Annotated in this window: 26 protein-coding genes and 1 tRNA gene; 19 read left to right on the plus strand and 8 right to left on the minus strand. The window is 63.7% G+C overall.

Going from position 1 to position 26,728, the window contains the following annotated elements; translation table 11 throughout:
• Nucleotides 1-123: 123 nt before the first annotated feature.
• From AC4CS3_RS17490 to AC4CS3_RS17535, 10 genes are all read left to right on the plus strand, one after another.
• Nucleotides 124-1,491 (plus strand): glycosyltransferase, encoded by a 1,368-nt coding sequence (locus tag AC4CS3_RS17490; RefSeq protein ID WP_490784497.1) that lies wholly within the window; start codon nt 124-126, stop codon nt 1,489-1,491.
• On the plus strand, nt 1,488-3,551 hold the full coding sequence (locus AC4CS3_RS17495; RefSeq protein WP_490784498.1) for a glycosyltransferase family 39 protein: 2,064 nt from the start codon (nt 1,488-1,490) through the stop codon (nt 3,549-3,551). The genes AC4CS3_RS17490 and AC4CS3_RS17495 overlap by 4 nt, the downstream gene beginning before the upstream one ends.
• A gap of 6 nt (nt 3,552-3,557) precedes the next feature.
• Nucleotides 3,558-5,648 (plus strand): ArnT family glycosyltransferase, encoded by a 2,091-nt coding sequence (locus tag AC4CS3_RS17500; RefSeq protein WP_490784499.1) that lies wholly within the window; start codon nt 3,558-3,560, stop codon nt 5,646-5,648.
• A gap of 239 nt (nt 5,649-5,887) precedes the next feature.
• Entirely contained in the window at nt 5,888-7,420 is a 1,533-nt protein-coding gene (locus AC4CS3_RS17505) for a sodium:solute symporter family protein (RefSeq protein WP_490784500.1), read from the plus strand.
• Entirely contained in the window at nt 7,417-8,682 is a 1,266-nt protein-coding gene (locus AC4CS3_RS17510) for an AGE family epimerase/isomerase (protein ID WP_490784501.1), read from the plus strand. Before AC4CS3_RS17505 ends, AC4CS3_RS17510 begins: the two co-directional genes overlap by 4 nt.
• Nucleotides 8,679-9,428 (plus strand): 6-phosphogluconolactonase, encoded by a 750-nt coding sequence (locus tag AC4CS3_RS17515; RefSeq protein WP_490784502.1) that lies wholly within the window; start codon nt 8,679-8,681, stop codon nt 9,426-9,428. The genes AC4CS3_RS17510 and AC4CS3_RS17515 overlap by 4 nt, the downstream gene beginning before the upstream one ends.
• Nucleotides 9,425-10,189, plus strand: coding sequence for a sugar isomerase domain-containing protein (locus AC4CS3_RS17520; protein ID WP_490784503.1), 765 nt, complete (start codon nt 9,425-9,427; stop codon nt 10,187-10,189). The genes AC4CS3_RS17515 and AC4CS3_RS17520 overlap by 4 nt, the downstream gene beginning before the upstream one ends.
• A complete protein-coding gene (locus AC4CS3_RS17525; protein ID WP_490784504.1) occupies nt 10,186-11,349 on the plus strand; it encodes an N-acetylglucosamine-6-phosphate deacetylase in 1,164 nt (387 codons plus the stop codon). The genes AC4CS3_RS17520 and AC4CS3_RS17525 overlap by 4 nt, the downstream gene beginning before the upstream one ends.
• Entirely contained in the window at nt 11,346-12,629 is a 1,284-nt protein-coding gene (locus tag AC4CS3_RS17530) for a neutral/alkaline non-lysosomal ceramidase N-terminal domain-containing protein (protein WP_490784505.1), read from the plus strand. The genes AC4CS3_RS17525 and AC4CS3_RS17530 overlap by 4 nt, the downstream gene beginning before the upstream one ends.
• The gene (locus tag AC4CS3_RS17535) at nt 12,626-13,693 is read left to right on the plus strand and encodes a LacI family DNA-binding transcriptional regulator (RefSeq protein WP_490784506.1); all 1,068 of its coding nucleotides are present in this window, start codon (nt 12,626-12,628) and stop codon (nt 13,691-13,693) included. The genes AC4CS3_RS17530 and AC4CS3_RS17535 overlap by 4 nt, the downstream gene beginning before the upstream one ends.
• On the opposite strand, the gene AC4CS3_RS17540 is transcribed toward AC4CS3_RS17535, so the two are convergent.
• From AC4CS3_RS17540 to AC4CS3_RS17550, 3 genes are all read right to left on the minus strand, one after another.
• Complete coding sequence (locus AC4CS3_RS17540; RefSeq protein WP_490784507.1) at nt 13,628-14,305, minus strand: HAD-IA family hydrolase; 678 nt, start codon at nt 14,303-14,305, stop codon at nt 13,628-13,630. The two genes, AC4CS3_RS17535 and AC4CS3_RS17540, sit on opposite strands and share 66 nt — an antisense overlap.
• Nucleotides 14,306-14,359: 54 nt before the next feature.
• Nucleotides 14,360-14,737: a VOC family protein gene (locus AC4CS3_RS17545; protein WP_490784508.1), complete on the minus strand. Its 378-nt coding sequence runs from the start codon at nt 14,735-14,737 to the stop codon at nt 14,360-14,362.
• A gap of 124 nt (nt 14,738-14,861) precedes the next feature.
• The gene (locus tag AC4CS3_RS17550; protein ID WP_490784509.1) at nt 14,862-16,331 is read right to left on the minus strand and encodes an MFS transporter; all 1,470 of its coding nucleotides are present in this window, start codon (nt 16,329-16,331) and stop codon (nt 14,862-14,864) included.
• Nucleotides 16,332-16,432: 101 nt separating this feature from the next.
• Between AC4CS3_RS17550 and AC4CS3_RS17555 the strand changes: the two genes are divergently transcribed.
• On the plus strand, nt 16,433-17,140 hold the full coding sequence (locus tag AC4CS3_RS17555; RefSeq protein WP_490784510.1) for a TetR/AcrR family transcriptional regulator: 708 nt from the start codon (nt 16,433-16,435) through the stop codon (nt 17,138-17,140).
• Nucleotides 17,141-17,390: 250 nt separating this feature from the next.
• Here the strand turns inward: AC4CS3_RS17555 and AC4CS3_RS17560 are convergent, their stop codons facing one another.
• A complete protein-coding gene (locus tag AC4CS3_RS17560) occupies nt 17,391-17,576 on the minus strand; it encodes a hypothetical protein (protein ID WP_490784511.1) in 186 nt (61 codons plus the stop codon).
• A 95-nt stretch (nt 17,577-17,671) separates the two neighbouring features.
• Between AC4CS3_RS17560 and AC4CS3_RS17565 the strand changes: the two genes are divergently transcribed.
• Entirely contained in the window at nt 17,672-17,980 is a 309-nt protein-coding gene (locus tag AC4CS3_RS17565) for a hypothetical protein (protein ID WP_490784512.1), read from the plus strand.
• 514 nt (nt 17,981-18,494) lie between these two features.
• Here the strand turns inward: AC4CS3_RS17565 and upp are convergent.
• On the minus strand, nt 18,495-19,130 hold the full coding sequence (gene upp / locus AC4CS3_RS17570; RefSeq protein ID WP_059388604.1) for a uracil phosphoribosyltransferase: 636 nt from the start codon (nt 19,128-19,130) through the stop codon (nt 18,495-18,497).
• A 23-nt stretch (nt 19,131-19,153) separates the two neighbouring features.
• Here upp and AC4CS3_RS17575 point away from each other — a divergent pair, with 23 nt between their 5' ends.
• From AC4CS3_RS17575 to AC4CS3_RS17600, 6 genes are all read left to right on the plus strand, one after another.
• Nucleotides 19,154-19,663, plus strand: a complete 510-nt coding sequence (locus tag AC4CS3_RS17575) for a nucleoside deaminase (RefSeq protein WP_345451423.1) — start codon at nt 19,154-19,156, stop codon at nt 19,661-19,663.
• 112 nt (nt 19,664-19,775) lie between these two features.
• Nucleotides 19,776-20,765 (plus strand): glycosyltransferase family 2 protein, encoded by a 990-nt coding sequence (locus tag AC4CS3_RS17580; protein ID WP_490784513.1) that lies wholly within the window; start codon nt 19,776-19,778, stop codon nt 20,763-20,765.
• The gene (locus AC4CS3_RS17585; RefSeq protein WP_437772363.1) at nt 20,762-21,181 is read left to right on the plus strand and encodes a GtrA family protein; all 420 of its coding nucleotides are present in this window, start codon (nt 20,762-20,764) and stop codon (nt 21,179-21,181) included. The genes AC4CS3_RS17580 and AC4CS3_RS17585 overlap by 4 nt, the downstream gene beginning before the upstream one ends.
• Nucleotides 21,174-23,051, plus strand: a complete 1,878-nt coding sequence (locus AC4CS3_RS17590; RefSeq protein ID WP_490784514.1) for a glycosyltransferase family 39 protein — start codon at nt 21,174-21,176, stop codon at nt 23,049-23,051. Before AC4CS3_RS17585 ends, AC4CS3_RS17590 begins: the two co-directional genes overlap by 8 nt.
• 48 nt (nt 23,052-23,099) lie before the next feature.
• Nucleotides 23,100-23,486 carry a VOC family protein gene (locus AC4CS3_RS17595; RefSeq protein WP_490784515.1) on the plus strand — a complete coding sequence of 129 codons (387 nt, stop codon included), beginning with the start codon at nt 23,100-23,102 and terminating at the stop codon, nt 23,484-23,486.
• Complete coding sequence (locus AC4CS3_RS17600) at nt 23,483-23,761, plus strand: acylphosphatase (protein ID WP_437772360.1); 279 nt, start codon at nt 23,483-23,485, stop codon at nt 23,759-23,761. The genes AC4CS3_RS17595 and AC4CS3_RS17600 overlap by 4 nt, the downstream gene beginning before the upstream one ends.
• A gap of 24 nt (nt 23,762-23,785) precedes the next feature.
• Here AC4CS3_RS17600 and AC4CS3_RS17605 read toward each other — a convergent pair whose 3' ends face one another.
• The 3 genes from AC4CS3_RS17605 to AC4CS3_RS17615 are packed head-to-tail and all read right to left on the minus strand — an operon-like array spanning nt 23,786 to nt 26,476.
• A complete protein-coding gene (locus AC4CS3_RS17605; RefSeq protein ID WP_490784516.1) occupies nt 23,786-25,006 on the minus strand; it encodes a DNA glycosylase AlkZ-like family protein in 1,221 nt (406 codons plus the stop codon).
• Between the two features lie 49 nt (nt 25,007-25,055).
• Nucleotides 25,056-25,451: a 6-pyruvoyl trahydropterin synthase family protein gene (locus AC4CS3_RS17610; RefSeq protein WP_490784517.1), complete on the minus strand. Its 396-nt coding sequence runs from the start codon at nt 25,449-25,451 to the stop codon at nt 25,056-25,058.
• Between the two features lie 2 nt (nt 25,452-25,453).
• Complete coding sequence (locus tag AC4CS3_RS17615; protein ID WP_490784518.1) at nt 25,454-26,476, minus strand: zinc-dependent alcohol dehydrogenase; 1,023 nt, start codon at nt 26,474-26,476, stop codon at nt 25,454-25,456.
• 116 nt (nt 26,477-26,592) lie between these two features.
• On the opposite strand from AC4CS3_RS17615, the gene AC4CS3_RS17620 reads away from it, so the two are divergent.
• Nucleotides 26,593-26,682, plus strand: a tRNA-Ser gene (locus AC4CS3_RS17620).
• The last annotated feature ends 46 nt before the right edge of the window (nt 26,683-26,728 follow it).

The following is a 26,728-nucleotide window of genomic DNA, read 5'->3' on the forward strand; positions in this document are numbered from 1 at the left end:
CTTCGGGGGCGGACCTTTGCGTTTTTTGGCCAGGCATGTGATTTGCCACGCCGGTGGTACATCCACAGCCACGTCACAGGTTCCGCCTAAAGCCTTCATATTGTGCGACGGCACTGTGGATACATGACGCTCATCGAATCCACCTCCGGAACCCTGAAGGACGCCGCGGTGGTGCCGCCGGGCCTTCCCATCCAGGCTAAGACCCCCGTCCAGCGCAGCGGACGGCGTGCCCCTGTGGACACCCACACCGCCATCCCCGTCCTCGATGTCACGATCCCCGTCTTCAACGAGGAACGCGACCTCGAAGAGTGCCTGCGCAGGCTTCACGGCCATTTGCGCGAATACTTCCCGCATGGCTTCCGCATCACCGTGGCGGACAACGCGAGCACGGACAGCACCTTGAAGATCGCGGAGCGCGTGGCCAGGGAACTGCCTGAGCTCGCGGTTGTCCATCTTGAGGAGAAGGGACGCGGCAACGCCCTTCGCAAGGTGTGGCTCACATCGCCGTCGCCGGTTCTGGCGTACATGGACGTGGATCTTTCCACGGACCTCGCCGCACTGGCGCCCCTTTTGGCGCCGCTCATCTCCGGCCATTCGGACCTCGCGATTGGCACACGTCTCACACGCAACTCGCGGGTTGTCCGCGGCCCCAAGCGCGAGTTCATTTCGCGCAGCTACAACCTGATGCTGCACTCGTTCATGGGCGCCCGCTTCAGCGATGCCCAGTGCGGCTTCAAAGCGATCCGGGCAGACGTCGCACAGCAGATCCTCCCCCACACCATGGACAACTCGTGGTTCTTCGACACTGAGCTCCTGGTCCTCGCCGAACGCTGCGGCCTCCGGGTCCACGAAGTTCCCGTTGACTGGATCGACGATCCCAATTCCAGCGTCGACGTGGTACGCACCGCCCTGGCCGACATCCGCGGCATGGTCCGGCTCACCCGGGATCTCGTCTCGGGCCGCATCCCCATTCCGGAATTGCGCGCAGCGCTTGCACGCGGGCCGCTCCCGGCGTCGTCCCGCACCGCCGAGCAGAGCCCGCGCAGCAGCCTTTTCGGGCAACTGGTTCGGTTCGCCGCGATCGGCGCTGCGTCCACCCTCGCCTATGTGCTCATCTTCCTGTTCTGCCGCGGCTTCATGGACCTGCAGCTGGCCAACTTCCTGGCGCTGCTCGTCACGGCCATCGCAAACACCGGCGCCAACCGGCGCTTCACCTTCGGCATCCAGGGCGGCAATCCCGTTCGGCACCACTTCGAGGGGTTGATCGTGTTCGGGATCGGCCTCGCACTCACCTCCGGGGCACTCGCCTTGGTGCACAGCACGACGACGCCGGACCGCTGGGGCGAGCTCCTCACCGTAGTCGCAGCGAACCTCGCCGCCACTGCGGTCCGCTTCCTGTTGTTCCGACTTTGGGTCTTCCGGCAGCCTGCTGCGCAGGCGACTGCACCCACCACACAAGCCAAACCGCGCACAGAAACGGCAGCATCATGACCTCCACGATCACTCCTGCAAGCACGGGATCCGCCGCCGGAAGTGCTGGCGCCGAGCTTCCTGCCACCGTCGGGACCGCCCAGGCAGCGCAGGGCCGTCACTCGACCGGCCCCGCAACCCCCGATGCCACGGCCCGCTGGACGCGATACGCCTTTGGCCGGCAGCCCCGCTGGGTGCGGCCATCCGCTGCCGGGCTCCTCGTAGCCACCGCCTTCCTGTATCTCTGGAACCTCGCGGCCACCGGCTACGGAAACTCCTTCTACGCCGCGGCCATCCAGGCCGGCACCAAGGACTGGACCGCGTTTCTGTTCGGTTCCCTCGACGCAGGCAATGCCATCACCGTCGACAAGCCACCGGCTTCCTTGTGGATCCCTGCTTTGGCAGGCCGGATCTTCGGCTTCTCACCCCTGAGCATGCTGGTTCCCGAGGCGCTGATGGGCGTCGCCGCCGTCGGTTTCCTCTATTTGACGGTCAAGCGGGTCTCCGGACCAGGCGCTGGCTTGTTGGCCGGCGGCGCTTTGGCACTGACCCCGGTGGCGGCGCTCATGTTCCGCTTCAACAATCCCGACGCCATGCTGACCCTGTGCCTGGTGCTCGCGGCCTACTTCACCACCCGCGCCATCGAACGGGCAGCCTGGAAGTGGCTCGCCGCGGCCGGCGCCGTGGTGGGCCTCGCGTTCCTGAGCAAAATGCTGCAGGGCTTCCTGATTGTTCCGGGCCTTGGACTCGCGTACCTCTGGGCCGCACCCACCCCGTTGCGGCGGAGCCTGCTGCACCTGCTCGGCGCATTGGCCGGTATCGCAGTAGTGGCCGGCAGTTATGTCGCGGTCTTCCAGCTGACCCCGGCTTCGGCCCGGCCTTACATGGCAGGTTCGCAAACCAACAGTTTCCTTGAGCTGACGTTTGGCTACAACGGGCTGTCCCGCATCACCGGCTCGGGCGAAGGGACGCCCGGCGGAGGCGGCGCTGGAGCGCCCGCTGGCGGTTTGGGCGGGTTCGGCGGCGGCGGTGGCGGCAACAGCGGTTTCGGTGGAGCTGCCGGGATCGCCCGCATGTTTGGCACGAGCTTTGGCGCCGAGGTCTCCTGGCTTCTCCCTGCTGCACTGATTCTGCTGGCAGCCGGCCTGTGGTTCACCCGCCGGGAAGCGCGATCCTCCCGCACCCGTGCCGCGCTCATCCTGTGGGGCGGCTGGCTTCTGGTCACGGCCGGCGTCTTCAGCTTCATGAGCGGCATCGTCCACCCCTACTACGCGGTAGCTCTCGCACCGGCAATCGCAGCCTTGGCAGGCATTGGCAGCGTCGAGTTGTGGCGTGGCCGCGGATATTGGCCCGCCAGGATCGTCCTGGCCGTGGTAATCCTCGGCAGTTCGGCCTGGTCCGCGGTTCTCCTGGGCCGCGACGCGTCATGGCTTCCGTGGTTGCGCATCGTGATCGTCGTCCTGGGTGTCGTGGCGGCCGCAGCAATCCTGCTTCGCCTCGACTCTCTGCGGCCGGCGGGGCGGTTCCGGAACGCAGCGGCTGCGGCCGTCGTCGTCGTTTCACTTCTGGCCGGCGGCCTCGGAACAGCGGCGTGGACGCTCGCGACGGCGGCTACCGCGCACTCCGGTTCCATCCCGACGTCGGGACCCAGCGGTTCCGCGATGGGCGGCTTCGGAAACCGTGCTGGGGGGTTCGGCGCAGCTGGTGGCGCGGGTCAGGCGGGAGGGCCTGGTTCCGAGGGAACGGCCGACGCCGGACTGACCGCCCTGCTGACGTCCACCACCACGAAGTGGTCGGCGATCGTCTCCGGTGCCACCCAAGCCGCGAGCCTTGAGCTCGCCACCAACACCAACGTGATCGCACTCGGTGGCTGGAACGGCGGCGATCCTTACCCCACCCTGGCACAATTCCAGGACATGGTGGCCAAGGGACAGATCGGTTATTACATCGCAGGAGGAGGCATGGGCGGCGGTGGTGGATTCGGAGGCCAGGGCGGCAATTCCGAGGTAGCCTCCTGGGTACAGGCCAACTTCCAAGCGCAGACGGTGGGCAGCTCCACCGTCTACAAGCTGACAAAGTAGATTCCGATGACCACTTCCTATTCCACAGACACGGACTCCAAGGCAAGGCAGTCGTCTCCGCCGTCGCGGTTGGTGGATCCTGCGGAAACGGCCGCTCCCCGGGGAGGGAGCGGCCGCGCCCGGCCGGGCGTGACCCGAAAGTCCCGCCCCAACCATGGCCCACATGCCCTGCGTCACCGCGCGGAGCTCGGCATTGTCCTCCTTGCAACTTCGGTCCTGTATCTCTGGAACCTCGGCGCTTCGGGCTGGGCCAACCCGTTCTATTCCGCCGCGGCCCAGGCCGGTTCGCAGAATTGGGCCGCGTGGTTCTTCGGTTCCTCCGACGCGGCCAACTCCATCACGGTGGACAAACCGCCGGCGTCGCTCTGGATCATGGGCCTCTCGGTACGGATCTTCGGGCTGAGCTCCTGGAGCATCCTGGTTCCCGAGGCACTCATGGGCGTTGCGACAGCATGGTTGCTTTATCTGGCGGTCCGACGGGCCGCGGCCGCCGCCACCGGCGATCCACGGCTCGCCCACCGGGCCGGGCTGCTGGCCGCCGTCGTCATGGCCATCACGCCGGTTGCCACCCTCATGTTCAGGTTCAACAACCCGGACGCCCTGCTGGTGCTGCTCATGACGGCCGCCGGCTACGCCACCCTTCGGTCCGTCCAGGACAACAAGTTGCGTTGGCTCCTGCTGGCCGGCGTGTTCCTAGGCTTCGGTTTCCTGACCAAGCAACTCCAGGTCCTTCTGGTGGTTCCTGGATTTGCGGTGGCGTATGTGGTTGCGGCGACTGGCGGAGTGGGGCGCCGCCTGCTTCGACTGCTTGCGGCGGGCGCGGCAATGGTGGTCTCGGCCGGCTGGTGGCTCGCCGTCGTCGAACTCATTCCCGCAAACATGCGACCGTACATCGGCGGCTCCCAGAACAACTCGATCCTGGAACTGACGCTCGGCTACAACGGCCTGGGCAGGCTCAGCGGCGACGAGACCGGCAGCGTCGGCGGCGGCAACGGCTGGGGCGTTCCCGGGCTGTTCCGGATGTTCAACAGCGAGTTCGGCGGCCAGATCGCGTGGCTCCTGCCCTCCGTGTTGGTCCTCGGGGCCGGGCTGCTGTGGCTGGGCCGCCGTGCCCCGCGTACGGATTCCGTCCGGGCCTCGGTGATCGTGTGGGGCTCGTGGGTCCTTGTCACCGGACTCGTGTTCAGCTTCATGGCGGGCATCATCCATCCCTATTACGCGGTAGCCCTGGCTCCGGGCATTGCCGGACTCGCGGGCTTAGGCGGCGCGCTTTTGTGGCAGCACCGCGCGCAGCTCGTCGCCGCGGTCATGCTCGCCGTAGCAGTGGCCACAGCGGGATTCCTCGCCTTCGGCCTCGTGGGCAGCACCACCGCGTATGGTCCGTGGCTGCGCTGGGTGGTGCTGTTTGGCGCCCTGGCAGCCGCGGCCGGGCTGCTGCTCTCGGGACGCTTCACCTCCCGCATCCTTCAGCGCACGACGGCGGTACTCGCCCTCGTTGCCTCTCTGGCCGGCCCCCTGGCGTACTCGATTTCCACCGCCTCCGTGACGCACGGCGGCGCGATCCCCAGCGCCGGTCCAACGACTATGTTCGGCGGCTTCGGAGCAGGTGGTTTCGGCGGCCGGGGCGGCTTCGGACAAGCCGGCCAAAACAACGCAGCCCAGAACAACCCGCCCCAGACCCTCCAGCAGCCGGGCGCCCTGGGTGGTGGCTTCGGCGGGAACCGGCAAGGCGGTGGCATGGGCGGCCTGCTCGGTGCCACGACGCCGTCGTCGGGAATGGTTGCCGCGCTCAAATCCGGCGCCTCGAACTACACGTGGGCGGCCGCCGTCGTGGGTTCCAACAACGCCGCCGGCTACCAGCTGGCCACCGAACTGCCCGTCATGGCGGTCGGGGGCTTCAACGGTACGGACCCGTCCCCCACGCTTGCACAGTTTCAGCAACTCGTGGGACAGGGCAAGATCCACTACTTCATCGCCGGCGGGACCATGCAGGCGACCAGCGGATCGGAAGCTCCTGCCCAGATCGCGCAATGGGTGGCTGCGAACTTCCAGGCACAGAGCATCGACGGCACTACGGTGTACGCACTGGCGGGCTGAGTGCGGCTGGCTGGCTGAGCCGCTAGAACCGGAGCTCGATCACCCGGCGGCCCGAAGCGTCCAGACTGGCCGTGGCAGTGATAGCTGAGTAATCCGCGATCTGCCACAGCCCATCCGCCGTCTTCCGGGTCCCCGGAAGAAAACTTTCAAAAAGACCCTTGTTTTGCAAACGTTTGCAGAGAAAAGTGGACGCCACTGCAGATCCCATTTCCAAGCTTTCGTCGCATCAAGGAGGATGTATGTATTTCGCCGACTGGCTCGTTTTAGGGGCCTACTTCGTCGTCATGATAGGGATCGGCTGGTGGGCCAAGAGTCGAGTGAAAAACGCCGCGGACTTCTTCACAGCCGGTGGGAAGATGCCGTGGTGGCTGGCGGGAATTTCCCACCACATGTCCGGTTATTCGGCTGCCGTCTTCGTGGCCTACGCCGCCATCGCCTACACCACCGGTTTCGCACTGTATGTCTGGTGGGCACTCACGATCACCATTGCCTGCCTTGTGGGCTCGGTCTTTTTCGCCCCGCGCTGGCCGCGCCTCAGGCAGCGTCTTGGAATCATCTCCCCGCTCGAATACCTGGCCACGCGCTACAACCTGCCCGCTCAGCAAGTACTGGCTTGGTCCGGTGCTGCATTGAAAGTCTTCGACGTAGCGGCCAAGTGGGCGGCCAGTGCGATCCTCCTGAACGTGTTCGCTGGGGTTCCGATTGCCGTTGGCATCCTGATCGTCGGCGGGGTCACGCTCATCTATTCGACCGTTGGCGGCTTGTGGGCAGACGCATTGACGGATATGGGCCAATTCATCATCCAGTCCGTAGCGGGCATCGCGATGCTCATCTTCGCCATGGCCAAGCTCGGGGGCGTTTCCTCGATCGCGGGAATCTGGTCCCGACTGCCGCCCTCCCACTCGCAGCCATTCGCCGGCGACTACACCATCGGATTCTTCCTTGCGTACTGTCTGATCAGCACCATTTCGTACAACGGAGGAACCTGGAATCTGGCCCAGCGCTTCATTGCGGCCCCGTCCGGCTCAGCGGCCCGCAAATCAGTCCTACTTTCGGGCGCACTCTATCTCGTGTGGCCACTGGTGCTTTTCTTTCCCATGTGGGCCGCGCCGCTGATCTTGCCCAATCTGACGCACCCAGATCAGGCTTACGCGCTCCTGACCCAGCAACTGCTGCCAGCCGGTCTGGTCGGCTTGGTCGTCGCGGGCATGTTCTCACACACGATGGCCATGACCTCCTCGGACGCCAACGCGATTTCCGCCGTCGTCATCCGCGACATCATCCCCGCGTTGCGCGGATCCCGGCAGCCCCTGAATTCTCGTGCGGAACTACTGGGTGGCCGGATTTCCACGTTCCTGTTCATCGGATTGTCGATGGTCATTGCGCTGAGTGCGGATTCATTCGGCGGCGTCATGGGCCTGATAATCCTCTGGTTCGGGGCCTTGGTGGGGCCGATCGCCGTTCCCATGCTGCTGGGGATGCTGCGCCCATTCCGGCGCTGCGGCCCATCGGCAGCCTTGTTCTCCTGGGCCACAGGTTTGATCGTTTTCGCACTCGCAAAGTACGCCTTGGCCGCTCCCATCGCGAGCCTGGGCACGGCTAGTGCGCAGACAATCAACGTGGCCGCCCCGGTGCTTGCCTCAGCGATCGTCTATTGCGTCTTCGGCTGGCTGCGCCCTTGGCACAACGAGGCTTCCGACGCCCTTGTCGAGTCCCTTGACCGTGACCTTGAGCCGGCCACATCGCTCCCAGTTGAAAGCGCCGTCGCATGAGCGCCACCGGATCCGAAATACGGGATCAGCTGCTCAAGGGCGTCCTCCCTTGGTGGCTCGAGAACGGAGTCGACAGGAAAAACGGTGGGGTTTTCACGTGCTTTTCCAATTCAGGGCGATTGCTTTCGAACGAAAAATATACGTGGTCCCAAGGCCGCTGGGCTTGGCTCTGCTCAAGGATTGCGCTGGACAGCGAGGCCGGAATCATCGGGGAAAATCCCGAGTTGTGGGCCTCTCTGTCGATTGAATCCGCCAGGTTCATCCAAGAACACGCCATCCTGGACGCGAGTGTGACGGCGTACCGCACATCTGCTGAGGGGCAGTCGCTACAGTCCGGGCCGCAAGGGGAGATCGCGGTCAGCGTACTGGCTGACCTCTTTGCGGCCTTGGGCCTGGCGGGTGCAGCCCGGCTTCCCCAAGCCGCAGGCCTGGAACGGGAAGAGTGGCTGCAATCAGCCCATGCGCTTCTCGCCCACGCCGAAGAAAGGATCGAGGCCCGGAACGCTCCATCCGAGCCGTACCCCGTCCGGACCGGATTCAAGGACGCGGCCGGGCTGATGCTGCTGCTGAATGTGGGCGCCCAGCTGCATTTGGCCAGCGGCTCTGCTGAAAGCGCCGAAACAGCTGGTTCCGCGCTGTCCCAGCTCCTCGGCGACGGAAACTCTGAAGGCATGTGGAAGGCCGACTCCTGGTGGGAATACCGGCCGGACAGCAGCGATGACCTGGATACGCTCCTGGCCCGCCACCGAACCCCCGGTCACCTGTTGGAGATGCTCTGGATGGTCATGGAAGCCGTCGACATCATGCCTGACCTGGCACCTCGCATTCCGGATTGGCTCCCGGACCTTGCCCTCAGAGCCCTGGAAGCCGGCTGGGATGACCAGCACGGCGGCATCTTCCGATACGTCGACAGCGCGGGAGGAGAACCCCTGGGCAGGCTCTTCGGCAACGACCCCTACGAAACCTTGGTGACCCAGACGTGGGACACCAAGCTGTGGTGGGTCCAGGTTGAAGCCCTCTACGCGAGCAGGCTCCTCGCCGATCGCTTCGGGCGTCCCGATCTCTTGGACTGGCATGAACGAATCTGGTCCTACACCCTCGACACATTTCCGGACCCTTCCGGCCATGAGTGGCTGCAAATACGCGACCGTGAGGGCAAACCCCTCGACAAGGTGGTGGCACTGCCAGTCAAGGACCCCTTCCATATAGCCCGATCACTCCTCCTGACCACTGAACTAGAAACCCGAAGGACACACACGTGACAGCACAGACCACTTACAGCCCCGCCGTTTCCACCTACCCGGACCGGGCCGCACTGGGGAAACACGCCGGCGCGCATGCAGCGGAAACGCTACGCAGGGCGCTCCGGAACCAGCGGAAGGTCCGGCTGATGCTTGCAGCAGCTCCCAGCCAGGAGGCAACGCTTCAGGCACTCGTCCAGGAACCTGGCATCGATTGGGCCCGCATAACGTGTTTCCATATGGACGACTACCTCGCGCTCAAGGCGGACGCACCCCAAGGATTCGGAAACTGGCTTCAAAGCAGGTTCTTCAGCCACCTTCCGCCGACCACCTTTCACCGGATCAACCCGGGGAACCCGGCCGAAGAGGAAGCGCAGCGCTATGGCACGCTGATGGGCCAAGATCCCTTTGACCTCGTCCTGCTCGGCTTGGGCGTCAACGGCCATCTTGCCTTCAACGATCCCCCGGCCGACCTCGCTGACCCGCTGCCCGCCCGCGTCATCAACCTGGACCAAGTAAGCCGCCAGCAACAGGTGGATGAAGGGCATTTCGCGAGTTTCGACGACGTTCCACAGCGCGCCATCACCGTCTCCATCCCGCGGTTGTTGCATGCCTCCGAAATCATCGCTTCCGTGCCCGGTCTTGCCAAAAGGACCGCCGTCCACAACACGCTGAGCCAGCCGGTCAGCGGAGACCATCCCGGCACTGCGCTGCGCACACACCCCAACGTCACCATCTACCTCGACGCCGAATCCGATCCGCGATGAACGTAAGTGAGCAGCTCTCGCAGGACTACCTTGGACAAATCACCGAGCTTCTCGGGCGCATCCGCCTGGAGGAAGCCGAAAACATCGGCATCGCCGCGGACATTCTCGCGGCCCAGGTGGCCAAGGACGAACTGGTACACATCTATGGCCCAGGCGGCCATTCGAACCTGGCAAGCCAGGAAGTGTTCTTCCGGGCAGGTGGGCTGATGCACGTCTCAGCCATTTTGGACGAAGGTACCCTGCTCTCCAGCGGCGCCCTTCGGTCAATGGCCATGGAACGGACTCCGGGTTACGGCCGGATCGTCATCGAGGACGCCGGCCTCGGACCAGGGGACGTCCTGATCCTGGTCAACGCGTATGGCATCAATAGCGCGCTCATCGACGCGGCCCTGACGGCACGTGAATTATCGGTCAAGACCATCGGCGTTTCCTCGCGGGAGCACGCAGAGGAAACAGCCAGTGACCATCCCGCACGGCACCCGCAAAAGCTGAATCTGCACCATGTGGTGGACCACCACATCGACACGAAGGTTCCCGTCGGAGACGCCGTCATGAAGGTCCCTGGGGCAGTCGAGAAAACGGCCGCTGTGTCCACGTTCGCCAACGCTTTCACCCTGAACTGGCTCATGATGTCCACCATCAGCAAGCTGAACGAAATCGGGATTGAGCCGCCCTTGTGGAGATCAGGAAATGCTCCAGGCGGGGACGAAGCCAACCAGCAATTCATTTCACGTTTCAAAGGACGGGTACACAAGCTGTGACACACCCCAAAACGATTGTGGGCAAAGACCCCCACCGGGGAACCAACATAGAAATCGCCTACGACACGACCATCCTGTCGGTGCGGGAGATCGATCCTGGCCAGGGGCTGCCTGTCATCGCGCCAGGATTTATCGATGGCCAGGTCAACGGTTACGGCGGACTGGACATCAACGCCGCTGACATCACGCCGCAAACAGTCATCAACTTGAGCGCGGAGCTTGCGAGGCTGGGCGTCACGACGTGGGTGCCAACTATCGTGACAGCGTCGGAAGAGGCAATTACCGGCGCGCTCGAACAGATCAAGCGGGCCTGCGAAATTGATCCAAGCACCAGGGCAGCCATCCCCTGCGTCCACATCGAGGGCCCCTTCATCTCGGACCAGGACGGTCCCCGGGGCGTGCACGACGCCGACTCCGTGCGCCCCTTGGACGTCCAGGAGGTCCGGCGCTGGCTTCGCGCAAGCGGAATGGTCGGCATCGTCACCGTCTCTCCGCATACGCCTGAAGCGCCGGTCCAGATCGCCCAAATCCGCGAACTCGGCGTCCACGTGGCCATCGGGCACACGCACGCGAGTCCTGAACAAATCACGGCTGCGATCACCGCGGGAGCCAGCCTGGCGACCCATCTGGGCAACGGCATAGCTACCACCCTGCCCAGGCACCCCAATGCCCTGTGGACTCAACTCGCTGACGACCGGCTCACGGCAGGACTCATAGCGGACGGCCACCATTTGCCCAGCGATACGCTGAAAGTCATGATCAGGGCAAAGACCCCCGAGCGCGCTTATCTGGTTTCGGACAGCACTGCGCTTGCCGGCAGCGAGCCCGGCCGCCACCGTACTTCCGTGGGCGGCCTGGTCGATCTTGCCCCTGGCGGGAGGCTCTCCCATGTGGGCACGGATCTGCTTGCAGGGGCCGCCGCTACCCTCCCGGACGGTTTCCGCAACGTGATCCGAAACGTCGGCCTGGATCTAGCGGAAGCCCTCAAAATGGTGACGTCCACTCCAGCCCGGGTGATCCCAGGCACCCGACAGGGGCTCGGCCACCTTAGAGTCGGTTCCCCGGCAGATTTTGTCCTGATCACCGCTGAGGGACCCGAAGCAGGGACCATTACCGCGGTGATCCAAGGCGGTCGAAAAGTATCGGGCGGACCGGAATGAGTACCAGCCAACCCCAACAGGCCGTCCTGCGAGTGGGCGCCGCCGTCGTCGAGATCTTGCCGCCCGCGGGCACCCCAATGGCCGGGTTCGCAGCTAGAACGGAACCGAGCACCGGCATCCACGATCCCCTGACCATCCGGGCGCTGGCTGTCGATGACACCTGCTGGATCACTGTGGATGTATGCGGCCTCCATGAAGACACCTGTACCCGCATCGCACATGGGTTGCCACTTGTGCCGCAACGTGTCGCGATCACCGCGACGCACACGCACGCGGGCCCGTGCGTCATGCCGGGCCGGCTCGGGGGCCATGACCCGCGTCTCCTGGAGGAGATCGTCTTGGCTTGCCGCGAGGCCACGGAGGCTGCCGTGGCCTCGCAGCGGCCGGCGACCCTGCAATACGGCGAATCGCGCGGAGTGGACATTGCCAGGAACCGACGCCATCCCGAACGTGCCGTGGATCCGCTGGTCCAAGTTGCCGCGTTCAACGACGCAAGCGGACAAGTGGTTGCCTGGATTGTTCTCTATCCCTGCCACCCGGTGGTTCTGGGTCCGGAAAACCGGCTCATCAGCGGCGATTACCCGGCGTTCACCAGGAGGGTCCTGGAGGAACGTTCCCCCGGCTCAGTGGCCCTTTTCCTGCCCGGGACCGCCGGGGACATCAACTCAGGCCATCCCGCCGACGCGTCGTACACGCTTTCCGGCTCAGCCGGCAGGACGATGGAGCAGGCGCGCAAGATCGGAGAACATGTGGCCGCATCCGTGTTGGCGACCCGCCTCCTGCCCATCTCCGATTCCGATTCCGGGAAGAGCTCCGCCGCCCGGAGGACCATCAGCGTCGCAATGAATTCGCGCGATGCGGTTTCGCCCGCGGAGTTGAGCCGGCAGTGGGAGGTCGAAGCGGTTTCGGCCGATCCGGGCCGGCGATCCCTTCTCAACGCATGGAAGCAGTGGGCCATGGACCGCAGTCCCGAAGAGGAAATGTCCTGGGACGCCCCGGTGAGCGTCTTCAACTGGCAGGGCCTGACCCTCGTAGGATTACCCGGAGAACCATTCCTGGCCGCAACGGAAGCCATCGCCTCCCGCGTCGAGGGGCCCGTACTCGTCACCGGCTACACCAACGGGTGCCCAGGATACTTCCCAGCCGCTGATGAATATGACTTCGGAGGATACGAGGTGGAGGACGCGCACCGCTACTACGGCATGCCGGCCCCCTTCGCGCCTGGCAGCGCCGAAACCCTGATCCGGGCCGCATTGGAACTCGTGGGTGAGCTCCAATGACAGGCCGTCCAACCATCACGCAGTTGGCGGCCGAACTCGGCATCGCTCCCTCAACCGTGTCGAGGGCCTTTACCCGGCCGAACCTCCTCAAACCGGAGACGGTGGCGCTGGTACAAAAAGCTGCCGAAGCCGTCGGCTACGTACCGAACCATCACGCACGCGCCCTCTCGACAGGTCGTGCCGGGGCGATCGGACTCATCGTGCCGGACATCGCCAACCCGTTCTTCCCTCCGCTGGTCCGGGCGGCTCAAAACTACGCGAGCGACCTCGGACTATCCGTATTCTTGGCGGACACAGATGAAGACCCGAATCGCGAAGACCGTCTCATCTCACGGATGGCGCCCCAGGTTGAGGGGCTGATCGTCGTTTCATCCCGGCTCGCTTCGGCCCGCATCCGGCAAATCGCCGATTCCCAGCGCGTGGCCTTCATCAACCGCGATGTTCAGGAGACCTACCGGGTACTGCTGGACACCACGGCGGCCATCCGCTCCGCGCTGACGCACCTGTCCGAGCTCGGCCACCGTCGCGTAGCCTACGTCGGCGGCCCACCACAATCTTGGGCAAACAAGCAGCGTCGCTCGGCCGTGGACAACTTCTCGAAGGTCCACGCCCTCGAGGTCACGCACTTCAGTGCGGATCCGGGCACATACGAAGCCGCGAAGGCTCTCAGCGATTCGGTGGCAGTGTCCGGCGTTACCGCAGTCATCGCTTTCGACGACGTCATCGCGCACGGCCTGATGGGCGGATTCGCTGCCGCGGGCGTGGACGTCCCGAAGGACTTGAGCGTCATCGGATGCGACGACACCCTCGCGACCACAACGTTTCCTGCACTTTCGACGATCGCGGTCAATGTCGGTGCAGCAGCCCGGCGCGCCGTCGCTGCCCTATCCGAGAACCCAGGCTCAACCAGCCTGCCCGGAGCGAGGATCATCTTCGAAGGAACCCTCGTCCTCAGGGGAACAGCAGGACCGGTCCGGCCTACGTCCAGCCCGCTAACGCTAGAACCGGAGCTCGATCACCCGGCGGCCCGAAGCGTCCAGACTGGCCGTGGCAGTGATAGCTGAGTAATCCGCGATCTGCCACAGCCCATCCGCCGCCTCGCCGCCGGCGTCGCCCACCACCACGGTTAGCATGCCGGCCGCACGGGCGGAAGCGATACCCGCCGGGGCATCTTCAAAGACGACAACGTCGGCCGGCTCGGCACCCAGCAGCGCGGCTGCCCTGAGGTAGCCTTCCGGGTCAGGCTTGCCGCGGGTCACGGCCTCGGAGGTGACAGTGGTTGCGGGCATCTCGAGTCCGGCTGCCTGCATGCGCACCCCGGCGAGGATCCGATCGGCCGAGGTGACCATGGCGACGGCATCGGCAGGCAAGGACCGCAACAGTTCCGCTGATCCGGGCAACGCCACGATTCCGTCCGTCCGGGTCCGTTCCATCTCGCCGAGCTCCTCCGCGAGCGCGTCGATGTCAGCTCCGGCCGGGGCGAAACGGCGCACCGTGTCCTTGGCCTGGACCCCGTGCGAAGTCCGCAGGATCTCTTCGATGTCCAGTCCGTACCGGCCGGCGAATTCGCTCCACACTTGCTCCACGATGGCGGTGGAGTCCACCAAGGTTCCGTCCATATCGAACAAGACGGCCCGGACGGTCAGGGTTTTCACGGCTTCAGCAGGCAGGTTCATGCATCCATCCTGCCGTTGAAGCTGGTCCGCGGCCCAACTTTTACAGTGTTAGTCCTAGCCGTTGGGCCTGTTGGGGATGTACTGAACGGCCCACTTGTTGCCGTCCGGATCGGCGAAGTAGACAAAGTGGCCCCAATCCTGGATGTCGATGTCGCTGACGTCCACGCCGTTGGCCTTGAGCTGGCTGTGGGCCTCCTGGATGTCACCCACCACCATCTGCAGGCTGGGAGCGGTGCCTGGAGGGGCGTCGTTCAGGCCCTCGCCGATGCAGATGGAGCAGGCCGAGCCAGGCGGAGTCAATTGGACGAAGCGGATGCCGTCCATGGGCCGCTCGTCGTAGTCGGCGTTGAAGCCCACTTTGTTGACGTAGAAATCCTTGGCGCGGTCCACGTCGGACACAGGGACAAACACAAGTTCAAGTTTCCAGTCCATGCGCCAAAGGCTATCGGCGGAGCCCGAAAACCGGTAGGGGCGGAGCACAACGCGGGGTCACTTACGGCCCATGTTGCTGCTCGAATTGGGCCGTAAGTGACCCCGCGTTGACGAGGCCGGTTACTTAGGCGCGTTGTAGCGCGGGTTCGACGACGATGCCCGCCCGGGTGCCCGCTCCTGCTTCGGTTTCAGCCTGGCTTGCGGCGAGTTGAGCCGCCAGGCTGCGTGCGCTGGCGCGGGATGGAAGGAGCCACGCCGCCAAGGTGGCAAGGACCAGGACGGACGCACCAACGTAGATGGCGGGAATGGCCGCGTCCACATAGCCCGTGGAAGTGAGTTTGCCGCCGGCCCCGGTGAAGACTGCGGTCAGGACGGCTACGCCCAGTGCTACACCGATCTCCCGGAGCGTGGAGTTGGTGCCGCTCGCCTTCGCGTGGTCCTCGGCGCGCATATTGGCGAGCACCGACGTCGACATCGGGGCGAAAACCAGGCCCATCCCGATTCCCGCTGCTACAAAGCCTGGCACCAACGTCTCGTACGGGACGGTCGAGGAAAGGACTCCGGCAAGCCAGAACATGCCGGCTGTGAGCAACGCAAGGCCAGTGATCATCAGGGTCCTGGTGCCAAGCCGCGGTGCCAGCAGGCCTGCCAGCGGCGCCACGAACATGGGGGCCAACGTCCAGGGCATCGTCATGACGCCGGCCGCGAGGGGTCCGTGACCCTGCACCACCTGCAGGAACTGGATGAGGATGAAGACGGACCCGAAGATCCCGAAGCTGAAGGTCAGGCCGATCAGGTTGGCCACGGTGAAGCTACGGTCGCGGAAGAGCCGGAGCGGAAGCAGCGGCGCGGCGACGCGGGATTCCCACAGAACGAAGGCGAGCAGCAGGACCCCGCCACCGATCAAGGCGCCGAGCACTTCGGCACTGGACCACCCGGCGTCGTTCCCGCGGACAATGCCGAAGACGAGCGCCAAGAGGCCCAGTCCGGAGAGAAGAAGGCCTACGACGTCGGCGCGGACGCGGGCGCCGAAGCTATTCGGCAGCGCGAAGATCGCGAGCGGAATCGACAGGATTCCGATGGGAACGTTGAGCCAGAAGATCGCTTCCCAACTCCAGCCTTCCACGACCGCACCGCCGATCAGCGGCCCAAGGGCGACACCCAGGCCGGAGACGCCGCCCCAGATGCCGATGGCGAGCGGGCGCAGCTTGTCGCTGACCGAGCCCACCAGCAGGGTGAGCGATAGCGGCATGAGCGCCGCGGAACCAACGCCTTGGACTGCGCGGGCCGCGATGAGCTGCAACGGATCCGTGCTGACGGCTGCCGCTGCGGAAGCGAGGGTGAAGATGGCAAGGCCGGCGATGAAGACGTGGCGGCGGCCGAAGCGGTCCCCCAGGCCGACGGCCAGCAACATGAACGCCGCGAAGCTCAGGGAGTAGGCGTTGACGATCCACTGCAGTTCCTCGACGCTCGCGCCGAGGGCCTTGTGCATCACGGGCAGTGCATTGGTGACCACAAGGTTGTCCAGAGTGGCCATGAAGACGGGAAGGGAGGCCGCCACAATGGCCAGCCAGACGGGAATGGTGCGTTTCATGATGACTCCACGGGGTCGCTGAAGGGCCGCTTTTCCGGGTTGTTGTAATCGAATGATTACTTAAAAAGCAAAGTTAGTTATCGACTGATAACATGTCAAGTGTGGCGAAGAAAACGGCGGGCACAGGCGCCCCGGAAACAGGCTCAACCAGCCAGGCAACTGCCGAACGCATACCTGCGGCTCAACGGCGCGAACTGATCCTGGAAGCCGCCACCGGCGTCTTCGCCGAGCGTGGCTACGCCGGTTCCACCACAGACCAGGTGGCAAAGGCTGCGGGCATCAGCCAGCCGTATGTCGTGCGGATGTTCGGCACCAAGGAGACCCTGTTCCTGGAGGCCTTGGACCGCGCCCAGGGCAAGTTGATGCGCGCGTTTCGCGACGTCATCGCGGCCTACGACGCCGGAGAACTCGCCGAGGAATTGCATCACCTCGATCCTGCCGCCGGGAGCAGCCGCCCGGAACAGCTCAAGCAGCTCATGGCCATCGCCTACGCGGATCTGGTGGAGGACCGCGGGATCCTCATGATGCTGATGCAGGCTTTCGTGGCAGGCCACGAACCCGCCATCGGGGCACGGGCCAGGGAAGGATTCCTGGACATTTATCGCCTGGTGCGGGACGAAGCCGGCCTGTCTCCCGAAACCTCCCGCGACTTCCTTGCGCAGGGCATGCTCATGAACACCCTGATCGGCATCCGCCTGCCGGAAGTCTACGAACAGGACGAGACCGCCGAGGAGTTGCTTGAGTGCACCCTGCGGTCCAAGCTGCCCATGGTGCTCAAGGCAAGCAAGGCGCAGCGCCGGGCGGGTTGAGGCTAGGCGAAAGGCGGCCCTGTAGCTTTCTCCCCTTCTTTGCCGCACAGAAACACCGAAATGGCGCGACTCGCCGCGTCGCAAGCGCTTTCCGGAACCAAAAGAGGGGAAAACGGTCCGAGCGTCGGTTCGGTGACAGCAACTTTGATCCGGACAACACTGCCTAAAGATGTGTCCGCGGACTGGAGGTAGGCTCTTTCTGCGGAACGAGCCAGCGACTCGAACTATCTGCAATGACCGGGGTCGGCGTTCAGGTATCGCCGAAGCAAGCAACGACGGTGAGGCCTTTGCCGATGAAGCCAGTCAAGTCCAGGTCAACGGGACCATCGTTGACAAACCCCATCGCCGGGCAGGCGCGGGAGGAAAAGTCACACCCGGACAGTGTGGCCACGATGGGGGCGGCAAAGGGAAGGATGAGTGCGGGAAGCTGCCTCATGGCCCAAGCTAACGGCCACGCCGTTCAGGCAGTCGCCTGACGTCGCGCGCTTTATCCCCAAGCGCTCGAACAGAATATCGATGCACAATAGACGAATGAGCGATGAAGTCTTTGAGTCTCGATATTCGTCCGAAGCTGAACCCAGGGTTACCCCTGATCCTGAACTTGCTGCTGGATGCCGGGATCTCGCTGGCTCGCTTCAGTCGCACCTCCAGTTCGCCCAAGGTGCCGCTGAACAGCTAGATGCGGCCCTCCTTAAGCTGTCCGCAAGTGGTGCAGATTCTGCCGATATCGCTTCAGAAACAGGCCTCGGCACAGCCCACGTCGAGGCCGTCGTTGCCGGCCAGACGTCGTTGTATTTCCTTTTCCGAGCTCTTGTTGACCGGGCTAGTGGACTGGCCTGAGGAAGGTCTCTCAAGGGTTGTGCAAACCGAGCGGACGAAGGCGGTTGCGCCACCCTGGTGGCAGCCGCAAATCGCACCTGGTCGCGTATAACCCAATTACCACAGATGAAAATTGTCGTAGGGGGCCTGCAATGGGGTGCAGAGCAGACGTGTGAGGGAAACTATGCTCCCCAGTACATCAATGCGTCACTGCAAGACACTTGCGACGGGGCGTTCTGCCTCATCTGGGAAACCAAACGGGGTCCGTGGCGCAGTCCTACCTCTCAGGACTACTCGCGCGTTTCCAAGGTTGGATCAATCTCGCTCTGTTCTACGACTGAGAAAAGGAAGATTCGGGTCAAGGTTGATCGCTGGAGCGGTGGAGTCCAGTACCCGGCGATGTACCACCCTGACGCAGTCCGGGCATGCAACGTCAAATTCATGTAGACATTTCACCTGCTGGCAAGAAGGCTGGGCAGCTTGCGCTTCCCGGCCGTCTTTGCTGGACGCGGTGTTCCCGGCACCCACGGACTCGCTAGCCGGCCACGCCGTAGAGGCGGTCTCCGGCGTCGCCCAGGCCCGGAACGATGTAGGCCTTCTCGTTGAGCCTCTCGTCGATCGAGGCGAGGACGATCTTGACGTTGGCCTCTGAAAGCTCTTCTTCGAGCTTGGCCAGGCCTTCCGGCGCAGCCAGCAGGCAGATGCACGTGACGTCCGAAGCGCCGCGCTTGAAGAGGAACTTGATGGCTTCGCGCAGGGTGCCGCCTGTAGCGAGCATGGGGTCCAGCACGAAGATCTGGCGGCCCGTCAGGTCTTCGGGGAGGCGCTCGGCGTAGGTGATGATGTCCAGGGTTTCTTCGTCGCGGGCCATGCCCAGGAAGCCCACCTCGGCAGTGGGGACCAGCTTGGTCATGCCCTCGAGCATGCCGAGGCCTGCGCGCAGGATGGGAACCACAAGCGGCGTCGGCTTCGTGAAGGCGGTACCGATCGCCTTGGTGACCGGGGTTTCGATCTCTACCGCTTCGGTCCTGACTTCGCGGGTGGCCTCGTAGGCCAGCAAAGTGACGAGTTCTTCGGTGAGTTGCCGGAAGACCGGTGAAGGAGTGTTCTTATCCCGCAGAACGGTGAGCTTGTGAGCGACCAGCGGGTGGTCCACGACGAGTGTGCGCATGACTCCAAAACTATCATTGAGGCATGAGCACCAACGAGCCTTATCACGCAGAGCACGCCGCCTGGATGGGTCTGGCCCTGGACGAGGCCCGGCTGGCGCTGGATACCGAGGATGTGCCGATCGGTGCTGTCGTTTTAGGGCCCGACGGCGGCGTGCTGGGTGCCGGGCGGAACGAACGGGAAGCGCACGGCGACCCGACGGCGCACGCCGAGATTGTCGCCATCCGTGAGGCAGCCGCCGCCCTGCAACGCCACGCCCTGGAGCTTGGCGAAGGCGGAGACGGCTGGAGACTCGAGGACTGCACCCTCGTCGTGACGCTGGAGCCCTGCGCAATGTGCGCCGGAGCCATTGTGCTGGCACGGATTCCGCGGGTGGTCTTCGGCGCCTGGGACGAGAAGGCCGGTGCCGCCGGATCCGTGTTCGATATCTTGCGGGAACGCAGGCTCAACCACTGGGTGGAGGTCTACGCGGGCGTGCGCGAAGAGGAATGTTCAGCCTTGCTCCGGGATTTCTTCGCAGCCCACCGGAAGTAACAGCCATCCGGGAGCCCCCTGCCGTTTGATTATCCAGACGTTACGCTAACCTGATATGGCAACAGTTCCATACGCAGTCGTCCATGTCTGCGGCCTTCAGAAACGACCGATAATGACGCACAGCGGCGGGCGAAAGTCCATTTCATATGTCTTTCCCATCTTCAACGAGTCCGGAAACATCCGTCGCCTTTATGACGTGATCTCCGAAACTACAGCGGGCCTCGACTATAATATCGAGCTTGTTTTCGTCAACGATGGCAGCAAGGACAATTCCCTGGAACTGCTTCGGGACCTGCAGATGACGGACCGCCGCATACTGGTCATCGATTTCGCTCGTAATTATGGCCACCAGGTCGCCGTAACAGCGGGCATCGACGCAGCAACCGGCGATGCCGTGATCATCATGGACAGCGACCTCCAGGATCCTCCAGAAGTCAGCCTGGAGCTGATCTCTCGATGGGAGGAGGGGTTCGATGTCGTGTATGCCCAACGCCGGACTCGCAAAGACACCCCTTTCAAGAGGTTCACCGCCTGGGCTTTCTACGTAATGCTCAGGCGCATTGCATCAATCGAAATCCCGGCCAACACGGGTGATTTTCGGCTGCTTGACCGTGTAGTAGTTGATGAAATAAAGAAATTCCGCGAGCACGACCGCTTTATTCGCGGGATGGTCAGCTACGTTGGATTCAATCAGGCCGCCGTCCAATTTGACCGCGATGAACGCCTCAATGGAAAGTCCGGATATCCGCTGGGAAAGATGCTCAAATTGGCCGCGGATGGCGTCTTCGGTTTCTCCACCTTCCCCCTCACCTTGATCTCCAGAATCGGCATGATCACAGCGCTGCTGAGCGTCGTTGGCATCGCGTATGCCGTGCTCATGAAGGTGTTTTCTCCGAACACCGTGGTGGAAGGATGGACGTTCATTGTCACGTCGATCCTCTTTGTGGGCGGCTTGCAGCTCATCATGCTCGGCATTCTGGGTGGATACATCGGGCGCATCTACACGGAGGTTCAGAACCGGCCGTTGTACGGGGTCCGGGCCATATACGGCGCCACCGACCGCAGAGCAACACCGGCCATCTCGGAAGCGGAGGCGGAATGAAGTCGCCCCGTGCAAGGCTGCTCGAATCCACGGGAAAGTTTGCGGTGGTAGGCATTGTCAACAATATTGTCGGGTACACGATCTTCGCTGTCCTGTCCTTGCTTGGGACGCCCGCTATTCCGGCTATGGCCGTCAGTTACTGCACCGGAATGGTCATCAGCTACTTTGGCAACCGGTCCTTCACCTTTAAGCACGAGGGCAAATCGGGACCCGCGATCCTCAGGTTCCTCGTAGTCAATGCCGCAGGTTTTACGTTGAACGCCGCACTGTTGTGGTTCTTCGTGGATGTCGCCAGAATGCCCCAACTCCTTGTTCAGCTATTCGCGATCGCTTGCGTAGCTACGCTCACCTACACCTTGATGCGTCTTTGGGTTTTCCACGAGAGCAAAGTTCAGCCGGAGGCATCCAATGCCTGAGACCCAAGCCCGGCCCGTCCTCGAGGCTCCAGAGCAGGCCGTTACGCGGAACCCGCCCAAAGTGAAGTTGTCGACGTGGATCTGGCTCGGTTCCGCGGTCTTCGCGGCTCTGGTTGCCGGATTCATCGCGCCGACCCTGATGCCGTCCCGGGCATTCCAGATACTGGCCGCGTTCGGCGTCTTCATAGCTGTGGTTGGCGCCCGGACCACGTTCGGATTCTACTCGGAGTTGGCCGGCCGGATCCGCGGATGGCGCGAAGAACCCGTTAGGCACCATAAGCTGTCCGCAGCCCCTGGCCTGATCTTTTGCGGAATGCTCGCATTCATACTGCTTGGGGTGCTGTTCTGGCCCTCCCCGCACATCGCCAACTACAACTATGCACTTACGGGTTGTGGCGCCTTGTTCGTGCTCTTCGTTCTTCCGCCGTTGTATCGAGCTTCGGCGGCTTTTGGCCGCCGACTCGAAACCGCGCCGCGATGGGTCCGCCCCGCATTCCTCTGTGTAGCCATGATCCTTGCCCTGTTGGTGCAGTTGAGGCTCGGGTACGCGTTGCAGGTCATGCCCGGGTGGGACGCTGGCGCGGTTGCAGAGAGCGCGTTCGGCGTCGCCGATGGCAGCAAGTCCACCATCTACGACTACTTCAACATGTACCCGAACAACCTGGCGATCACGGTCGCGCTCACGAGGTACTCCCAAGTGATGGTGGCCCTGGGTGTCCCCTCGGGCGGGCTCCTCTACGCAGCGATCGTCCTCAATTGCGTGGTGTTGTGCACGGCAATCCTGCTCACCTATTTGTGCGCACGGCAACTTGTCAACGAAGGTGCCGCCGTCTTCACGCTTCTCCCATCTGCGCTGTACCTCGTGCTCTCCCCGTACATCTCCGTTGTCTACTCCGACAGCGTGGGCATTCTCTTTCCAGTGTTGCTCTTCTACATCCATCTCAAGGCGGTGCGGGCGGGCAGGTGGCAGGTCAAACTTGTCCTTTGGACGCTGCTTGGCGCCGTCACGGCGGTGGGTTATAACCTCAAACCGACCGCTGCATTCGCAACCGCAGCGATAGTTGGTGTTTACGCACTCGAATTTCTTTTCCGCAACAAGAGCGCCCTGCATAAGTTGCGTGCGTTGGCAGGGGTTCTGGTGGCAACGGCAATCGGGTTCACCGCCACAAACACGGCAATGTGGGTAGACATCAAAGCCCAGTCTTATGTCGGTTTCAACGTCGATCAGAACACCAAGGCCTTTCCGTGGACGCATTTCCTCATGATGGGAGCAACCGGGATTGGCGCGTTCACGCAATCGGATGTGAACGCCACTGCGGCGATTCAAGATCCAACTGAGCGCTACCAGCACGGCCTTGAGGTGTACGCCCAGCGCGTAGCGGATATGGGATATCCGGGCTACCTGCAGTTCATTGACCGCAAGGCCGTGTGGACGTTTGGCGATGGGAGTTTTCATACCTGGGGAGAAGGACTCCTTTTGAATCAGAAGGATCCCTTCCCGATCAAAGATCCGCTCAGCAATAAGATCAAGGACTACCTCTGGGGGAACGGCGCCCACTTTGACCTGATGACAGGCGTCTGGCAGTCCGGTTGGCTGGCATTGCTCTTCCTGGTCGCACTGCCCATGCGCGTGCGGTCACCGCGACTTCTGACGTCCAGCGCAGCAATCATGCGTTGGTCTTTGCTCGCGTTGACCCTATTTCTCCTGTTTTTCGAAACGCGGCCACGATACCTCTACCTGTACGTTCCGTTCTTCATTCTTCTGGCAACGCTGACCCTCAGCGCGCTCACAACGCCCTCTCACGGGCGGAGATCCATTCTTGCCGCTACATCTACGAATCCCGATGAAAAGGCGCCCTTGAAATTGTGAGGTGTTGGACGTCAGATGGTCTCAGGCAGCACATCTGAGGAGGACCTCATGACCGTCTCTTTCAACCACACCATCGTCTACGCGACGGACAAACGCCGTTCCGCGGAGTTCCTCGCCAAGGTATTTGGCCTGCCGAGGCCGCAGCCCATGTGGTCCTTCATGACTGTGTCCTTTGACCATGGAGTTGCCCTCGATTTCGCCACGGCGGACCGGCCCGTCTCGCCCCAGCACTATGCGTTTCTGGTCAGTGAGGACGACTTCGACGGGATCTTCGCGAGGATCCAGGCCGAGGGAATCCCCTATTGGGCGGACCCTGCGCGGTCCCGCGCCCAGCAGATCAACCACAACGATGGCGGACGCGGCGTCTACTTCGCGGATCCGGACGGGCATTTCCTGGAGGCAATCACTCGGCCATATGGATCGGGTGCCGCGTGAGTTCCCCGGTACGGGTCACGGCCATGGTGACCGGCCGCGTCCAGGGCGTCGGTTTCCGCTACTCGACAATGCACCAGGCCCGAATGCTCGGACTGACCGGGGAGGCGGCCAACCAGTTGGATGGCTCGGTGCAGGTGATCGCTGAGGGTGATCGCGAAGCCGTCGATTCCCTGCTGGAATGGCTGCAATCCCGGGATGCCCCGGGCCGCGTGAAACACGTGGATGCCACCTTCACGCAAGCTACCGGGGAGTTCTCCGGATTTTGGGTGGACTGAACCTGCCCCAAGCTGAGCCCGGTGTCAGGCGTTCGCGGCGTTCGCCTTGTCCAAGGCGTCGATGCGCTTCTGCCGCGATGCCGGCGAGTCCAGGCTGAACGAGCGGAAATCCCCGAGGTCCTCGCGGATCCAGCTCTCCACCTCACTGATCCGGTGCGTGACGGCCGCGCTGGGCTTGTCAAACGTCCAGGCGGCGATCCGTTCCTTACCCGGATCGTATTGCCACAGCCCGATGATCCTTCCCCGGTCCAGGATCGGGTGGTCGGACAGGTCCGCCTGAAGCGCCAGCGTGGTGTCCATGACCTTCCGGCCCCGATCCCGCTCGGCGAGCATGCCCGCCGAGTTCCTGCGCAACAGCACCAAAGAGTCCGTCCCGGCCAGAAGCTGGATCTGCTCCTCCTGCGGTGCCCTGAACGCGGAAAGGTGCTCGACGTCGTCGGGCAGCATACACACCGACTCGCCTGCCTCCGTGGTCACTTCGACGGCGCCGACGGCGGCCAGCGCCGCCTTGCTCTGCGCGACGGTGAAACCCGTTAGCCATTGGCTCTGCTTGAACGTCGCTCCGCCGGTCCAGCGCAGATACCGTTCGATCAAGAGCGCGCGGGCGGCGTCGTCGTCGAGGGAGCTGGGCGGCAGCGCCCATGATGTGTAGGCGTAGCGTTGCTGGTCGAGGCGGCCGTTGACGGGGACACGTCGGATGCGTCCGTCGGCTTGGAGGAGGCCCAACGCAGTGGGGAGGGTGGTTGACGCACCCTTCTTCTTGCCTTCTTCGCCGAGGCCGCGGACGGACTCGCCGAGCTCGTCCCTGAGCTGCTTCGGGTCCATGGGGTCGCTGGATTCGATGAGGGTGTGCAGCACTTGCTCTTCGAGCAGGGTGATCTCACCGCGTTCGACGCCGAGCCGGGCCAGGACCTTGAATGGCGCCACCGCGGCGTCCCGGCCGACTTGGAGTCCCCAGGCGAAGTCCTTCCGGCCCAGGACGTAGGTGCAACCGCGGGCCGTGGGGAGCTCGTGGATTCTCAACTCGGCGACGTCGCGATCGACCTGTTCGCGCCGGATCCCGGCCCGGGCGAAGAGCGTCAGGTAGGGGTTGGCGCCGCCCACGGAGCGGGCCCAGCCGGCGCGGTCCAGGACTTCCTCGGACGTCTTGCCGGCGAGGGAACCGTCCAGGCCCTGTCTGTGCCACGCCCAGGCGCGAAGGAGTTCCGGGGTGAGTGTTTGGGTGGAAAGCACGGCGGACGTCATGGCCCCATTCTGCACCGTTTGTCCGCCATCCGGGGCAGTCCCGCGCTAGCTAGCGCCCGAAATCCAGCGAGAAGCCCGCCCAGGCGTCGGGATGTTCCCGGAGGACGACGTCGACGCCGGCGAGCGCACCGCCGTCGTGGCTCCCGCGGACTTTCGCCGCGACTGCCTCAGCGATGAAGCGGGCCAGCACTTCCGTCGTCGTGAGCTGTCCGGCGAAGTCCGGGTGCTCGTCGAGGTTCTTATAGTTGAGGCCGGCCAGCACCTCGTCCAGGATTGTTCCGGCGGCGCCGATGTCCAGCACGATCGCGTCGTCGTTCAGTTCCGCCCGACGGAACGTCACCTCGGCCACGAACGTTGCTCCGTGGAGTCCCTGAGCCGGACCGAACGACTCCCGCGGGAGACTGTGGGCGATCATGAAGTGCCGGCGGACGGTGAGGCTGAACATGGTTAGCCCTTCTTGGTTTTGGGGTAGTTGATGACGCGGCAAAGATCGTCCAGCTCGCCGTTTTCCAGGCCGTTGAAGACCTCCGGCAGCTCCTCGAACCGCGACTCTCCCGTGAGGAACGCATCGAACGCTGGGTCCCGCAGGAGCGACACGGCAAGCTGCAGCCGCTCGCTTGAGGTGCGGCGGTGCCGGCGGGAACGTGCAACCACTCCAACCTGGCTGGCTCGGATGGAGAGGCGCCGGGCATGGAAGTCCTCCCCCAGCGGCAGGGAGACCTTCCGGTCCCCGTACCAGGACATCTCAATGATCTCGCCCTCGTCACCCACGAGCTGCAGGCTACGGGCCAGTCCTTCGTCCGTGGCGGAGCAATGGAACACGATGTCGCAGTCCTGTTTTGCATCGTCCGGAAGCGCAAACTCCACGCCCAGGGATTCCACGAACCCGTGCTTCCCCGGATCCGTCTCCACGAGTTGCAAGCGCTGCAGCGGGAAACTGCGCAGCAGTGCTGCGGTCATGCCGCCCACCAGTCCGGCACCGACGACGGCGATCCTGTCACCAAGGCGGGGTCCGGCCTCCCAGAGGGCGTTGAGGGCGATCTCGGCGATGCCGGTGAGCACAGCGCGGCGTGCAGGCACGCCGTCGGGAATTCGGGTGAGTGAGGTGAGCGGCACGACGTAGCGGTCTTGGTGCGGGTGCAGGCAGAAGACGTTCTGGCCGATCCAATCTTCGGAGCCTTCCTCAACGACGCCAACCGACAGGTAGCCGAACTTGACCGGCGCCGGAAAATCCCCGGTTTGATGGGGTGCGCGCATCGCGTTCGCGATTCGTGGAGGGACATTGGCTTCGTGAACCACGAGTTCGGTTCCCCGGCTGATTCCCGAGTACAAAGCTCGGACCAGAGCCTCCCCCTGGCGCGGGGCCGGAAGTTCCTCGCTGCGGAGCTCACCTTGGCAGGGGCCCACCGTCCAGTAGGCCAGGGCCGATTGGGGGTGCGTGTTCTGCGGTGCGTTTTGTGGAAGAGTCATCGTGCTTGCGAATCTAGTCCTGCGGCTGCGATTGGGGAAGCGAAGGCTACTTACTAAGTGGGCACCGACCGGCCGTTTTGGGGAACAGGCCTTCACTCCGGTACCCTATTTCAGTTGGTGACGTGTCCGAGCGGCCGAAGGTGCAACACTCGAAATGTTGTTTGGTGTAAAAGCCAACGTGGGTTCAAATCCCACCGTCACCGCCACTTGAAAGGCCCCTGATTCCCTTTGTTTACAAGGGATCGGGGGCCT

The organism is Arthrobacter sp. SE2 (assembly GCF_058244265.1).

Bases quoted from the DNA above. Each gene is read 5' to 3' on its own strand.
- AC4CS3_RS17530 (WP_490784505.1), top strand. From the start codon at position 11,346: ATGAGTACCAGCCAACCCCAACAGGCCGTCCTGCGAGTGGGCGCCGCC.
- AC4CS3_RS17565 (WP_490784512.1), top strand. From the start codon at position 17,672: ATGAGCGATGAAGTCTTTGAGTCTCGATATTCGTCCGAAGCTGAACCC.
- AC4CS3_RS17615 (WP_490784518.1), bottom strand. From the start codon at position 26,476: ATGACTCTTCCACAAAACGCACCGCAGAACACGCACCCCCAATCGGCC.
- AC4CS3_RS17535 (WP_490784506.1), top strand. From the start codon at position 12,626: ATGACAGGCCGTCCAACCATCACGCAGTTGGCGGCCGAACTCGGCATC.
- AC4CS3_RS17610 (WP_490784517.1), bottom strand. From the start codon at position 25,451: ATGTTCAGCCTCACCGTCCGCCGGCACTTCATGATCGCCCACAGTCTC.
- AC4CS3_RS17490 (WP_490784497.1), top strand. From the start codon at position 124: ATGACGCTCATCGAATCCACCTCCGGAACCCTGAAGGACGCCGCGGTG.
- AC4CS3_RS17545 (WP_490784508.1), bottom strand. From the start codon at position 14,737: ATGGACTGGAAACTTGAACTTGTGTTTGTCCCTGTGTCCGACGTGGAC.
- AC4CS3_RS17575 (WP_345451423.1), top strand. From the start codon at position 19,154: ATGAGCACCAACGAGCCTTATCACGCAGAGCACGCCGCCTGGATGGGT.
- AC4CS3_RS17495 (WP_490784498.1), top strand. From the start codon at position 1,488: ATGACCTCCACGATCACTCCTGCAAGCACGGGATCCGCCGCCGGAAGT.
- AC4CS3_RS17540 (WP_490784507.1), bottom strand. From the start codon at position 14,305: ATGAACCTGCCTGCTGAAGCCGTGAAAACCCTGACCGTCCGGGCCGTC.
- AC4CS3_RS17520 (WP_490784503.1), top strand. From the start codon at position 9,425: ATGAACGTAAGTGAGCAGCTCTCGCAGGACTACCTTGGACAAATCACC.
- AC4CS3_RS17580 (WP_490784513.1), top strand. From the start codon at position 19,776: ATGACGCACAGCGGCGGGCGAAAGTCCATTTCATATGTCTTTCCCATC.
- AC4CS3_RS17585 (WP_437772363.1), top strand. From the start codon at position 20,762: ATGAAGTCGCCCCGTGCAAGGCTGCTCGAATCCACGGGAAAGTTTGCG.
- AC4CS3_RS17505 (WP_490784500.1), top strand. From the start codon at position 5,888: ATGTATTTCGCCGACTGGCTCGTTTTAGGGGCCTACTTCGTCGTCATG.
- AC4CS3_RS17595 (WP_490784515.1), top strand. From the start codon at position 23,100: ATGACCGTCTCTTTCAACCACACCATCGTCTACGCGACGGACAAACGC.
- AC4CS3_RS17590 (WP_490784514.1), top strand. From the start codon at position 21,174: ATGCCTGAGACCCAAGCCCGGCCCGTCCTCGAGGCTCCAGAGCAGGCC.
- AC4CS3_RS17500 (WP_490784499.1), top strand. From the start codon at position 3,558: ATGACCACTTCCTATTCCACAGACACGGACTCCAAGGCAAGGCAGTCG.
- AC4CS3_RS17605 (WP_490784516.1), bottom strand. From the start codon at position 25,006: ATGACGTCCGCCGTGCTTTCCACCCAAACACTCACCCCGGAACTCCTT.
- AC4CS3_RS17560 (WP_490784511.1), bottom strand. From the start codon at position 17,576: ATGAGGCAGCTTCCCGCACTCATCCTTCCCTTTGCCGCCCCCATCGTG.
- upp (WP_059388604.1), bottom strand. From the start codon at position 19,130: ATGCGCACACTCGTCGTGGACCACCCGCTGGTCGCTCACAAGCTCACC.
- AC4CS3_RS17550 (WP_490784509.1), bottom strand. From the start codon at position 16,331: ATGAAACGCACCATTCCCGTCTGGCTGGCCATTGTGGCGGCCTCCCTT.
- AC4CS3_RS17510 (WP_490784501.1), top strand. From the start codon at position 7,417: ATGAGCGCCACCGGATCCGAAATACGGGATCAGCTGCTCAAGGGCGTC.